The sequence below is a fragment of the Collinsella sp. AM42-18AC genome (assembly GCF_003467965.1).
Lineage (GTDB): Bacteria > Actinomycetota > Coriobacteriia > Coriobacteriales > Coriobacteriaceae > Collinsella.
Genome location: NZ_QSFY01000007.1, coordinates 115,694 through 127,960 on the forward strand (window position 1 = coordinate 115,694; position 12,267 = coordinate 127,960).

Below are 12,267 nucleotides of genomic sequence, written 5' to 3' on the forward strand. Positions count from 1 at the left end.
AACTCCTTAGCAGGTTTGTCTAAACAGATGGTTTGAAGTGGCTGGTCGGCCCGCGGGTTGCGGGCTAGTTAGATCGCGGACTCAAACTATGCTGCGCTTCGAAGTCCTTCATGTACGAGGCCAGTGCCTGCACGTCTTCCATGGTTACGGCGTTGTAGACGCTGGCGCGCATGCCGCCCACCAGGCGATGGCCCTTGACGTTTTGAATCTGGTGCTCGGCCGCGCCCGCGACAAAGGCCGCGTCGAGCTCGGCGTCGCCGGTGCGGAAGGTGACGTTGGCGATGGAGCGGCTGTCGGGCTGCGCGGTGCCATGGAACAGTTCGCTGTGCTCGAGCAGGTCGTAGAGCAGGTTGGCCTTGGCCCAGTTGCGCTCGGCCATGGCGGCAAGTCCGCCGGTCTGCTCCACCCAATGGAACACCTTGCCGCATACGTAGATGCCAAAGGTGTTGGGCGTGTTGAGCATGGAGCCCTTGGCGGCCTGGGTCTTAAGGTCCATGTACTGCGGCGTCTGCGCAAAGGCGGGGCCATCTGCGATGAGATCGTCGCGCACGATGACCACGGTCACGCCCGCGGCGCCGGCGTTTTTCTGAGCGCCGGCGTAGATGAGTCCGTAGCGCTCGACGTCGAGCGGCTGCGACAAAAAGCAGCTCGAGACATCGGCGACCAGCGGCACGTCGCCGCAATCGGGCAGCTCGTGGAACATGGTGCCGAAGATGGTGTTGTTCTGGCAGATGTAGACGTAGTCGAGCCCGTCGCCCGTGGCCTCGGCGGCAATGCGCGCGTTGACGTCGGCCATGGTGGGAATGCGGTCGAAATTGGTTTCCTCGGAGCTCGCGAGCAGCACCGCCTCGCCGTACTTGGCGGCCTCCTGGTACGCCTTGCTGGCGAAGTTGCCGGTCACGACGTAGCCGGCGCGGCCGCAGCGCATAAGGTTCATGGGGATGCCCGCAAACTGCAGCGTGGCGCCGCCCTGCAAAAACAGGACACGGTAGTTGTCGGGGATGCTCAGCAGGCGACGCAGGGTTGCCTCGGCGTCGTCGATGATCTGCTGGTACATACTAGATCGATGGCTCATCTCGAGCACGGACATGCCGCAGCCGCGGTAGTCTATCATCTCGTCGGCGATCTCGGCGAGCACGCTTGTGGGCAGCGCGGCCGGGCCAGCTGAGAAGTTGTGCACACGTGCCATCTTCTAGTTCCCCTCGTAGTCGTTTGAACGTTCGGGATACTTTAGCACAGTGGAGCGTCAGGCGCGACCGAATCACAGCAAAACCCGAGTGCGCCGCTATGATTTACAGGATGGTTACATGGGGGAGGGGTGCTTTACTCCTCGGGCAAATCCAAATCTGCGAGCGAAGGCATGAGGTTCTCTAGGCGCTTGATTTCTTCGTCGCAAATTAGCTAACCCCTGGCCGCTACGACGCGAGCGTGGCGATGACGGCTTCGTCGCCGGCGTATATGAGGGTGTCGCCGTCGGGGATGATCGTTTGGCCTTCGCGCTTGAGCATCACCACGATAAACGGGTGCTTGCCCTGCGGCACGTCGCGCAGGCGCTGACCGGCCAGGCGACCGTGGGGCGTCACGGTGACCTCGCGCAGCGTAACCTCGGCACGCTCTTCGAACGTTGGGGCTGCCATCACCAGAAGGTCGCCTTCCTCGATGACGGTATCGCCGTTGGGCAGTACCGGGTGCGCCCCGTCGCGCAGCACCAAGACCACGAGCATGTCCGTCGCGCTGCCAATATCGGCGAGCGAGCGCCCGGCAAACGGATGGCCAGCGCCCACCTTGAGCTTTACAAACGACATGCCGTCCTCGTCGCGGTAGTCGTTAAAGGTGCGGCGCACGTCGCCGGCCGCATCGATCATATCGAGTTTCTTCGCCACCGCCGGCAGTAGCGAACCCTGCACCACAATGCTCGATACGGCAATCACAAACACCAGGTCAAATAGGTCGTGTCCGCCGGGAACGCCGGCCACCACAGCAAAGAGGCTAAAGACGACCGAAGCCGCGCCGCGCAAGCCCGCCCAGCTTACGAGCGCAACCTGGCGAGGGCTCGTCTTAAAGGGCACCAGCAGCAGGCCCACGGCGATGGGGCGGCTCACGAAGAGCATAAACGCCATGAGTGCCAGGCCGGGTAGCAGCATTTGCGGCAGGCGCGCGGGCGTGACGAGTAGGCCCAGCAAAAAGAAGATGGTCATCTCGGCCATCTCGGTAAGGGTGTCAAAGAAGTGCGCCATCTCGACCTTGCCGGTGATGTCGCTCGCGCCCAGCACAATGCCTGCCAGGTATACGGCCAAAAAGCCGTTGCCGCCCAGGTAGCTCGGCAGTGCGTAGGCGACGATCGCCACGGCGAACAAAAAGATAGTCTGCGCGCCCTCGGCCGTTGCGTGTGCGCGTTCAATCAGGTGGCCCGCCGCCCAGCCGATGGCAAGGCCCAGGCCCACGCCCAGGATAATCTGCTTGGCCAGCAGTGTGGGAATGTTGATGTCGCCGCCGGCTGCGAGTGTGGCGAGCACGGCGGTGAGCATGTAGGCGACGGGGTCGTTGGAGCCCGATTCGACCTCGAGCAGCGAGTCGGTGCCGCCCCTCAGCGAAAGGCTGTGCTCGCGCAGAACGCTAAAGACGCTGGCCGCGTCGGTCGACGCCACGACCGATCCCAGCAGCAGGCCGCCGATCCAGTCGAAGCCCAGCACAAAGTGGGCGAACACGCCGGTAATGCCTGCGGTGATGACGACGCCGAGCGTGCTCAGCAGCACCGCCGGCGCGGCGACGGGCTTGGCGCGGTCTATGTTGGTGTTAAAGCCGCCGTAGAACATGATGAACAATAGCGCCGTGCTGCAGACGGTTTCGGTGAGTGCGTAGTCGCTAAAGTCGATATGCGCCGGGCCGTTGACGCCCAACAGCATGCCGAGCGCGATAAAGATAAGCAGGGTGGGGAAGGGGAGCTTTTTGCCGACGGGTTTGATGGTCAGGCACAAAATGATGACGAGGCCGATAAAAAGAAGGATCTGGTTCATGGATGGTGTCCGCTCCTGGGTGGTTGGCGTGGCACGGTTAGTTGTCTGCGGTTATTTGTACCCAAAGATGGTGGGTTTATGGGGTTGGATTGCGGGCGTGCGCGATATCGTCATAGACGGCTGCCGTCTTTGCCTCTGCTCGGAAACCCTTTCCAGCTTTATTGCAACGGAGTACAATGGGTAACGTTTAAGTTCAACTTGAAGTTTTAGTTGCGGCGCCGGGCTTTGGCCGCAATGCAAGGAGAGGCGTACCATGGCGATCTATGTGACATCTGATGCTCACGGGCACGTGCGTGCGCTTGACGAGGCCCTGTCCAAGATTTCGTTGACGTCCGACGACACGCTGTACGTGTTGGGCGACATGATCGATCGCGGGCCCGATCCGGTCGGCGTTATTAAGCTCGTGCGCTCGCTGCCCAACGCCCGCGTGCTCAAGGGCAATCACGAGCAGATCATGCTCGATGCCATCATTGGCCAGGATCCGCTCGATGCCGAGACCTGGGATATCAACGGTGGCTGGACGACGCGCGAGCAGCTCAACGACATGGAATTTGACGCATACGAGGAGCTCGTGCGATGGATGGCCGCGCTGCCGCTCTACGCGGTGGCCGAGACCGAGGAGCGCCCGTATCTGCTGGTACATGCTGGAATCGAGATGAAGGCGGCGCGCGCGTTTTTGCTTGAGCATGGCGTCGATTGTGCCGATGGCGTTGGAGCGGTGGGTGCCGATCGCGAGCTGCTGCAGCAGATGCTCGCGGTGCAGTCGGCCGATGACCTGCTGTGGATTCGTCACGGCTATTGGGATGCGCCGACCGGGCTGCTTTCTGCCGAGGGCAAGGGTCCGGTCGTGGTGAGCGGTCACACGCCAACGGTGTCGCTCGGGCGTTATTGCGAGGTCGGTGGTCTTGCGGGGCTCGATGAGGAGTCGGGCCGCGGGCAGATCGTGCGCCTGGGCGGCGAGGATGCCGCCGGTGTGCCCGATCGCATCGACATCGACTGCGCTGCCGCCACCGGCTCCGAGTTCGGTCGCGTCGGTATCCTGCGCCTTGATGACGGCGCCGAGTTCTATGCGAACATCAACCCAGGCGAATAATCGGTGCAAAGGGTAGCTAATTTGGGGCGGAGCTTTTTTGACTACTTTCGGAGAATAGCGCCTTCTTGCTCGGTAAGCGCGAGAAATGAGGAGCGTCTGCGTCCTCGGCAGTGCGAAAATGCTCGAAAAACCGTCGCAACGGAGTCAAACGACGTTGCGACGGTTCTTTTTTGGCTGCCCGCTGGCTAAGTGAGTAGACTTTTTTGGAAATGCCGAGCAGCCGGCAAATTTGCCTCAACAAAATCGCAGGTCACTGACTTGTGTTTTGCCGGTGTGGTCAGGGATTCGGCAAAAGTCTACTCACTTAGTTTTGCGTGTCGCAAATCGTCCGCAACGAGACCCCCATTGCGCCAATTAGGCGCCGTACGGGTTGCGGTCGCGCTCGATGCGTTGGCGGATGTGGGCGTATTCGATAATCAGCAGCACCAGGAGTAGGGCCATGATGGCTAGGTAGCTCACCACAGCGCCCATCAGACCCAGTAGCTTAATCAGGATCACCGGCAGCACCACGCTTACGGCGAAGCAGATCAGGTAGATCTTGGTGACGTCTCCAGCGTGGCGCAGCACCGTGATGATGGCGTAGATAAAGTCGATGGCCGCGGTGACGCCGCCGGCGACGACCATCAGCAGCGCCAGCGTACGGTAGCGTTCAAAGCTGAGGCCGTACATAAAGCTCATGAGGGGAATACCGGGACCTGCCATAAATGCGGCGCACACGCCGGTGATGACCACGATCAGCGCCATAACGGCAACAATAATCAGGTCAAAGCGACGACGCTTGCGAGGATTAGCCCAAATGCTCGACAAGCGCAGGAGCTGCGGTTTATAGATAAATCCAATGCTCAGCAAAATAGCCTGCGCCGGAAAGAACAGGGCATTAAAGTACAGCTGATATTTGTATGCCAGCGTGCCTTCCATCACGAACTTGGGCATGCTCTCGATAAGGTTGAACAGGAACAGCGCACCAAAGAGCGGGGCGCACTGGATAAACAGGTGGCCGACCTCGCGCAGGCTCACGCGGCGCGATTTTTCGGTCTCGAGCAGGGCAAGCGGCGCGGTGACCAGCACGAGCGAGGCAATCGCGGCGATGCCCATGGCCATGGCCGCGATGGGCATACTGCGCGTAAGGAACAGCGCCATGCTAAAGACCGCGATGACGCCGGCGGAACGCAGCGTTTGGCTCATGCCGGCCAAATAGAGCTTGTCGGCCTGCTGCAGGCGGCCCTCGTACACGTCCGCCACGCCGTCGATCACCTTATACAGGTAGACGCCCAGGCCGATCGTGGCCATCTGCGCATCGTAGCCGCGGGCGCTGCTGTATACCAGGCCGCATGCCAGCGCGAGCGCTCCGCAGAGCCAGCGGTTGAGCTGGTAGGAGGCGAAAGAGGTTTTTTCGTCGATATCCGAGACCTGGAAATTGCGCACGCCGTAGTTGCACGCGATCATGATGAGCGTGCCGGTGACAAAGGCGATGGAGAATTTGCCAGCCTCCTCGGCGCCCACGAGCTGTGTGGACACGATGGTGAGCAACGGAAACGCCATGCCCCACACGGCGGTGCCCAGGGTATTCCAAAGGTAGTCGCGACGGGTGGCGTGATCTTCGTACTCGGCTTCTTGTGTGGAGAAGCCGCCGCCGTAGACGGCTCCGAGCAGGCGGTTCCACCAAGCGTTGACCATGCGGCGGACGGGGCCGGGCTCCCGATCGCGTTCGCGCCGGCGACGGCGTGTGGCCTGGCTGCTGTCGGGGCCGCCGGCGTTGCGCTGGCTCAGCTCCTGGATGCGCGCGAGCTCTTCGGCCGTGTGGGAGGCGGGGAACAGGCCGTTCTCGATGCGTCCGCCCTGGGCCCTTGCGGTGCCGCTGCCCGCTACGGCGGGGTCGGCGACGCCATTGCGGCGGGCGATGGCGCGGCGAATGCTATCGAGGGGCGTGATGCTCAAAGCGGAGTCCTTTCTATTGCTGCACTCTAGTATAGACGCGACGGTGTTCGGTCGTGTTTTTGAACAGGTTGTTCGATAATTTCGGCGGCGCCATTCAGTAGACGGCATTTGGGGACGTTCCTTATAATATGAGCAGGACATTGTCAAGAGGCAAAATCGGGCCTGGCCCCAACGATATGGGGTCAGGCCCTCTCCCTATATCAACCCGTCCGCGGCGACCTCGGCGTGTCTTACCGACGCTCGTCTTTGCAGTTTAATATCCGCCCGTGGCGATCTCTCGCTGGGCAATCCGTTGCTACGGCTGAGGCTTCTACGTCGAACCGACAGTCTGTGCACGCGTGTGGCGCCCTGGGCGCTCGCAGAAAAGGGACCTGAGGTTCGCCTCAACGGCTTCGGATCGAACCGCTTCCGGGGTGACTGGCTTATGTGCGGGGGACCGCCCCCCCCTACGCCTCCTCGGCCATGAGGCCGACCGCCCACACCCAGCAGGCGAGCTCGCGCGCCGTGGCGACGTTCGCCTTGTTGCCGTGCACCCCGCGCGCGAGCAGCGCCTCCCGCCTCTCGACCAGCCTCCGCACGCCCTTGGCGGCATGCCTTGTTAGCGCCCCGGTCCGGGGCCTGGCCCTTGGCGAGGTCCTTCGGCCGCCCCGAGCACGTCAGGTAGTGCCACGCGGCCTCGACCAGCGTCTTCCTCAGGTGCTTGTTGCCGGCCTTGGTGATCGCGCCCCTGCGGTCGCTCTCCCCGCTGGAGTGCTCGGAGGGCGTCAGGCCGACCCACGCGGCGAACGAGCGGGCGTTCCTGAACCTGGAGAACTCGCCGGCCTCGAACACGAGGTCGGCGGCGGAAGCGGTGTCGACGCCCTTGAGGCAGCGCAGGGAGTCGACCCTCCTCCTCCACCTGGGCTTGCGGGCCTCGCCCTCGACGAGCCCCTCGAGCCTCGCCTTCTCCTCCGCCGCCCGCCTGACCGCGTCGACGTAGTAGGCGAGCACCTCCTCGTCGGCCCCCTCCGCGAACCTTATCGACTCGATCCAGGACCAGTGCGCCCGGGTCCAGTTGCCCTTCCTGCGGCCGGTGGGCGTCCTCTCGTCGAAGACGAGCCCGTGCCTGAGCAGGAACTTGGAGAGCCGCTGCTTCGAGCGCGAGAGGTCGTCCCTCGCGTCCTCGAGCGCCCTGGTCAGGTCGCGGGCGGCCTCGCACTCGTCGTCGGGGACCCACACCTCGACCACGTTGCCGACCGACAGCATGCGGGCGAGGAACTCGGCGTCGTTGCGGTCGTTCTTCCTGCGCCTGTCCGCGCTGGGCTTGATCATCTTCGAGACGGCGCCGACCACGCAGTCGACCCCCAGGCCGGAGAGCCTCTTCTGCAGGTCGAAGCCCGTGACCCCGGACTCGTACACGCACCTGGCCCCGGGGTCCACGGAGCGGACCCACTCCGCGACGGCGCCGGCGTCGTAGCCGAAGGTCGCGGCGCGCACCTCCCCGGTCATGACGTCGAGGGAGACGGCCTTTATCGAGCGGGCGTGGACGTCGAGGCCGACGAAGGTGGTAGTATCGAGCATGGGAGCCCCTTCCATGAATGCGGCGTGGCCGCCGCGGCTGAATTAGACACTCACCATTGTCGGCCTAATCCGCGGTCCTTCATGCAGCAGGGGCTCTCAATGTTTTATGTCCTGCTCATATCGTCTGTGCCGGCACTTTGGGAACGTCCCTAAGTGCCGGCATCCGGGGACACTCCTTGAATGTTGCCTGTTCATGAGTGTCCCCAACGACTAGTCGTTTAAGAACGTCCCCAATGACTAGGCCGCTTGCCTGCGATTTTTGACCGTTGGGCGGGCTTGCCGCCCTTGCCGCAAAAACGTTTTTGCATATCGGGTACAACGGGCTTTACGTGAGTAAAGTGCGCGCCGCGTCCACGTGTCGCGTTTTTAAAGGAGGCCCCATGCCTGGTGTTACCCCTGCAGAAGTTTTGTCCAACTTTGGTATTACGCTCGTTGAAGATCCCGCCGAGAATCAACCCCGTCTGCTGGTCGATCTACCCGCCGCGGAGCTCGTCGAGCACGCTATCCGCCGCGAAGAAGGCCGCATGGCATCCAACGGCGCGCTTGTGATCGAGACGGGGGAGCGTACCGGCCGTTCCCCCAATGACCGCTTTATCGTTGACACCCCCGATGTTCACGACAAGATTGCCTGGGGCGCGGTCAACCGCCCGCTGTCCGTCGAGAGCTATGAGGCCATCAAGGCCGGCATCGTCGACTATCTCAACGAGCGCGACGTGTTCGTCACCCGCGGCATGGCAGGTGCCGACCGCAACCACACGCGTCGACTGCTCGTTGCCTGCGAGCGTGCCAGCCAGGCACTCTTTATTAAGCAGATGCTCGCCCGCCCGCTCGCCCGCGAAATCGCGCGCACCGGCGAGCCCGACTTCTGCGTGCTTGCCGCGCCGGGCTACCAGTGCGATCCCGCCATCAAGGGCCTCAACTCTAGCGCCGCCGTGGTCATCAACTTCCAGGAACGCGTGATTCTGGTCGCCGGCACCGGCTACTCCGGCGAGATTAAAAAGTCGATCTTTAGCGTCATGAACTATCTGCTGCCCGTCGAGGACGACGTGCTGCCCATGCACTGCTCGGCCAGCATGGATCCCGTCACGCACGAGACCGCCGTGTTCTTTGGCCTGTCCGGCACCGGCAAGACCACGCTTTCGGCCAATCCCACGCGCCTGCTGATCGGCGACGACGAGCACGGCTGGTCTGACATGGGCATCTTTAACATCGAGGGTGGCTGCTACGCCAAATGCGAGGGCCTGGACGCCTTCCACGAGCCCGAGATCTTCAACGCTGTCCGCTTTGGCGCGATCTGCGAAAACGTGGTGCTCGACGAGAACCGCAAGCCCAACTACGATGACATCTCGATCACGCATAACACGCGCGTGGCCTATCCCGTCGAGCATATCCCCAACGCGTGGACCAAGGGCATGGGCACCACTCCGAGCGTCGTGCTGTTTTTGACCTGCGACGCCTTTGGTGTGTTGCCGCCCATCTCACGCCTGGAGGCCGATGCCGCCATGTACCACTTTGTGACGGGCTTCACCGCCAAGATCCCCGGCACCGAGGTCGGCGTCACCGAGCCCACGCCCACGTTCTCTTCGCTGTTTGGCGAGCCGTTTATGCCGCTCGACCCTATGGTCTACGCCAAGATGCTCGGCGAGCGTATCGCCGACGGTCGCACCCGCGTCTATCTGGTCAATACCGGCTGGATTGGCGGCGGCTACGGCGTGGGCCATCGCATCGAGCTTGCCTACACGCGCGCCCTGGTGGCCCGCGCCCTCGACGGTACCATCGAGGACAGCGAGTTCGTGCACGACGATATCTTTAATGTCGACATTCCCACTACGTGCCACGGTGTGCCCGACGGCATCCTGGTGCCGCGCCAGTACTGGCAGAGCACCGCGCGCTACGACGAGGCAGCACACAACCTGGCGGTGATGTTTGAGGAGAACTTCGAGAAGAAGTACTCGCACCTGCCCGAGTCCGTCAAAGCCGCCGGCCCGCACGTTCAAGTACACGCCGACGCCCGTCATCGCGGCCGCGGGCTGCTGGGACTTCGCCACTAGCTTCGCCGTGAGTCCATATCCACCACAAAGGGGACAGGCACCTTTGTGGTGGTTTTGCTCGCGTGGATGACTCGGGTTACAATACGCCTGACATATCGTCCCCTTCTCCGGATGGGGACAGCGTAAGCGCTCTTGTGGCGGCACCGTAGGACTTTGAAGGTGGCCGTCGTGAGGGCGCTTTTTGTTTAGGCGCCCTCGCTCGGGCGCGCACGATGAAGGGAGCACGTATGAAGAGCTTTATTGCCGAGGATTCATTCTGGGAACTATTTCCGCAGGCGGCTATCGGCGTTGTGGTCGTAAAGGGCATGAAGCCCGCGGCTCAGATTCCCCAGGAGGACGTGGATGCGATCGCCGCGCTGCTTGACCGCGCCAACATCGATGCGGAGCGCCACCTGACTAGCGATACCATCAGCGAGAACGCGCCGGTCAAGGCATGGCGCGACGCGTACCGGCTGTTCAAGACTAAAAAGGGCGCCCGCTGCTCGATCGAGAACTTGCTCAAGCGCGTGCTTAAGGGCAAGCCTGTGGGCCACATTACGCCCGCGGTGGACATCTACAACACGGTGTCGCTGACCTATGCGCTGCCCGTGGGAGGCGAGGACCTACATGCTATCGAGGGCGATCTGCGGTTGGCGGTGACCGACGGTGGCGATGCGTTTCTGCCGCTTGGCGAGGAGACAGGTGACCCGACGCTGCCCGGCGAGCTCGCCTACATCGATGATGCGGGCGCCGTGTGCCGCTGCTGGAACTGGCGCGACGGCGTTCGAACGGCCCTGTCCGATGATTCGGCCGACGCGTTCCTGGCGATTGAGTGCGTGGAGCCCGAGCGAATGGAGGACTGCCAGGCCGCCATCGACCGTCTTGCCGATCTGCTCGAGCGCTATCTGGGAGCGACGGTTGTCGTTAAGACGCTTGTGACCCGCGACAATCCCTGTGTGGACCTGTAGCGGCGCCTAGAACCTATTGATGCCCAAAACCACCACAAAGGTACCTGTCCTTTGTGGTGGTTTTTATGTTGATGGGTCAACAAATAGGTCGTGCAGGGCTGGCGGCCGCTGGGTACGGTTAAGATGTTTACCCGTTAGCATTATGCAAGCGAAAGGCGGTCGTCTCTCATGCAGCAGAACGACGAGACACGTTTCGAGGACTTTGTCGGACTGATCAGCGGGCTCTACAAGGAGATCCAGCGCATTAAGACATCCGAGGGCGCAAGGCTGGGCCTCAAGGGCTCCGACGTTATGTGCCTTTACTATCTTGAGCGCAGTAAGGACGGCCTGACTGGCGCTGATCTGGCTCGCATGGCAGGCGTGACCCGCGCTGCCGTCTCGCGCACGCTGGCGCATCTGGAGGAGGGCGGCTACGTCGAGGTCGATGATTCGGGCGATGCCGCCGTTAAGTATCGTGCTCCGGTGCGCCTGACCGCTCTGGGCGGCGAGAGCATGAGCGAGGCCGACCGCATCATCCACGAAGTGCTCGATACCACCGGTAAGGCTATGGGTGTGGAGCAGCGCGAGCAGATGTATGCGTCGCTGCGCACGATTCTCAACACCCTGCGCGAGCTGTAGGGTCGCCAAGGCTTTTGCTTCCAATTAACAACTGCATAGTCCTGTTTGAGCGCGTATACCGTGCCGGGGCCTTGCTGTCAAAATTCCCTGCGCGGGACCTGCGCAAGAAAGGATTCGCTATGTCCGTCCGCATTATTACCGATTCCGCAAGCGATATGTCGCCGGCCGAGCACCCAGCACTGGCCGTTTTGCCGCTGTCCGTCACTTTTGGCACCGATGTGTACATGGATGGCATCGACATCGATCACCAGCGCTTTTACGAGATGCTCGTGGAGCGCGATGAGCTGCCCAAGACCGGCCAGGTCAACCCGTACGCGTTTTCGCAGGCGATTGCCAAGGTTCGTGAAGCCGGCGATGAGGCTGTGATTATTACCGTGGGCGCTAAGCTATCAGGCACCAATCAGAGTGCCCGTACCGCACTTGCCGAGGCGCCAGGTGGCGACGTGTTCGTGGTAGACAGCAACAACGTCACCCTGGGCGAGCGCGTCCTGGTCGAGTATGCGCTGCGCTTGGTGGACGAGGGCCGCAGTGCATCTCAGATCGCGGCGGCTGTCGAGGCCGTGCGCGACCGTGTGGTGGTTATCGGCCTGCTCGAGACGCTGGAGTACCTGGTGCGCGGCGGTCGTCTGTCTGCTGCGGCCGGCGCCGTGGGCACGCTGCTCAACGTAAAGCCTGTGGTGGCTGTCGAGGACGGTCTGATCGTGCAGCTGGGCAAGGCTCGCGGTTCCAAGAACGGCCGCAACCTGCTGAACCAAAAGGTCGAAAAGGCGGGCGGCATCGACTTTTCCATGCCGCTGGCGCTCGGCTATACGGGTCTTTCGGATGCGGTGCTCAAGAAGTATATCGAGGACAGCGCGGCGCTGTGGGCTGGTCACACCGAGGGCGAACTGCCCGTTCACACCATTGGCGCCACCATCGGAACCCACGTTGGCCCCGGCGCCGTAGCCGTAGCCTTCTTCCAGCCCGCTAACTAACCGACCTGCCATAAACCACCACAAAGGAGACAGATGAACTGCCTCCCATTTCTTGGACATCGGGAAATG

At 62.4% G+C, this 12,267-nt stretch carries 9 protein-coding genes; 5 read left to right on the plus strand and 4 right to left on the minus strand.

Features of this window, described 5'->3' with window-relative positions; all coding sequences use genetic code 11:
* Positions 1 to 64: 64 nt before the first annotated feature.
* Together serC and DW913_RS05680 are read right to left on the minus strand one after the other, a co-directional pair.
* Positions 65 to 1,189: a 3-phosphoserine/phosphohydroxythreonine transaminase gene (serC, locus tag DW913_RS05675; RefSeq protein ID WP_117797867.1), complete on the minus strand. Its 1,125-nt coding sequence runs from the start codon at positions 1,187 to 1,189 to the stop codon at positions 65 to 67.
* A 226-nt stretch (positions 1,190 to 1,415) separates the two neighbouring features.
* Positions 1,416 to 3,017 carry a potassium/proton antiporter gene (locus DW913_RS05680; RefSeq protein WP_117797869.1) on the minus strand — a complete coding sequence of 534 codons (1,602 nt, stop codon included), beginning with the start codon at positions 3,015 to 3,017 and terminating at the stop codon, positions 1,416 to 1,418.
* 253 nt (positions 3,018 to 3,270) lie between these two features.
* Between DW913_RS05680 and DW913_RS05690 the strand changes: the two genes are divergently transcribed.
* Complete coding sequence (locus tag DW913_RS05690) at positions 3,271 to 4,110, plus strand: metallophosphoesterase (RefSeq protein ID WP_117797871.1); 840 nt, start codon at positions 3,271 to 3,273, stop codon at positions 4,108 to 4,110.
* A 354-nt stretch (positions 4,111 to 4,464) separates the two neighbouring features.
* Here DW913_RS05690 and DW913_RS05695 read toward each other — a convergent pair whose 3' ends face one another.
* Both DW913_RS05695 and DW913_RS05700 read right to left on the minus strand, forming a co-directional pair.
* Positions 4,465 to 6,048, minus strand: coding sequence for a lipopolysaccharide biosynthesis protein (locus DW913_RS05695; protein WP_369832265.1), 1,584 nt, complete (start codon positions 6,046 to 6,048; stop codon positions 4,465 to 4,467).
* A 195-nt stretch (positions 6,049 to 6,243) separates the two neighbouring features.
* On the minus strand, positions 6,244 to 7,608 hold the full coding sequence (locus DW913_RS05700; protein WP_233542009.1) for an IS110 family transposase: 1,365 nt from the start codon (positions 7,606 to 7,608) through the stop codon (positions 6,244 to 6,246).
* A 380-nt stretch (positions 7,609 to 7,988) separates the two neighbouring features.
* On the opposite strand from DW913_RS05700, the gene pckA reads away from it, so the two are divergent.
* The 4 genes from pckA (at position 7,989) to DW913_RS05720 (ending at position 12,198) form a co-directional block, all read left to right on the plus strand.
* A complete protein-coding gene (gene pckA / locus DW913_RS05705; protein WP_117797873.1) occupies positions 7,989 to 9,659 on the plus strand; it encodes a phosphoenolpyruvate carboxykinase (ATP) in 1,671 nt (556 codons plus the stop codon).
* Positions 9,660 to 9,886: 227 nt separating this feature from the next.
* Complete coding sequence (locus DW913_RS05710) at positions 9,887 to 10,606, plus strand: B3/4 domain-containing protein (protein WP_117797874.1); 720 nt, start codon at positions 9,887 to 9,889, stop codon at positions 10,604 to 10,606.
* Positions 10,607 to 10,774: 168 nt separating this feature from the next.
* Positions 10,775 to 11,224: a MarR family winged helix-turn-helix transcriptional regulator gene (locus DW913_RS05715; RefSeq protein WP_117637801.1), complete on the plus strand. Its 450-nt coding sequence runs from the start codon at positions 10,775 to 10,777 to the stop codon at positions 11,222 to 11,224.
* Positions 11,225 to 11,343: 119 nt separating this feature from the next.
* On the plus strand, positions 11,344 to 12,198 hold the full coding sequence (locus DW913_RS05720; protein WP_117797876.1) for a DegV family protein: 855 nt from the start codon (positions 11,344 to 11,346) through the stop codon (positions 12,196 to 12,198).
* The last annotated feature ends 69 nt before the right edge of the window (positions 12,199 to 12,267 follow it).

Coding starts and splice junctions, on each gene's coding strand:
- serC (WP_117797867.1), bottom strand. CDS start 1,189: ATGGCACGTGTGCACAACTTCTCAGCTGGCCCGGCCGCGCTGCCCACA.
- DW913_RS05680 (WP_117797869.1), bottom strand. CDS start 3,017: ATGAACCAGATCCTTCTTTTTATCGGCCTCGTCATCATTTTGTGCCTG.
- DW913_RS05690 (WP_117797871.1), top strand. CDS start 3,271: ATGGCGATCTATGTGACATCTGATGCTCACGGGCACGTGCGTGCGCTT.
- DW913_RS05700 (WP_233542009.1), bottom strand. CDS start 7,608: ATGCTCGATACTACCACCTTCGTCGGCCTCGACGTCCACGCCCGCTCG.
- pckA (WP_117797873.1), top strand. CDS start 7,989: ATGCCTGGTGTTACCCCTGCAGAAGTTTTGTCCAACTTTGGTATTACG.
- DW913_RS05710 (WP_117797874.1), top strand. CDS start 9,887: ATGAAGAGCTTTATTGCCGAGGATTCATTCTGGGAACTATTTCCGCAG.
- DW913_RS05715 (WP_117637801.1), top strand. CDS start 10,775: ATGCAGCAGAACGACGAGACACGTTTCGAGGACTTTGTCGGACTGATC.
- DW913_RS05720 (WP_117797876.1), top strand. CDS start 11,344: ATGTCCGTCCGCATTATTACCGATTCCGCAAGCGATATGTCGCCGGCC.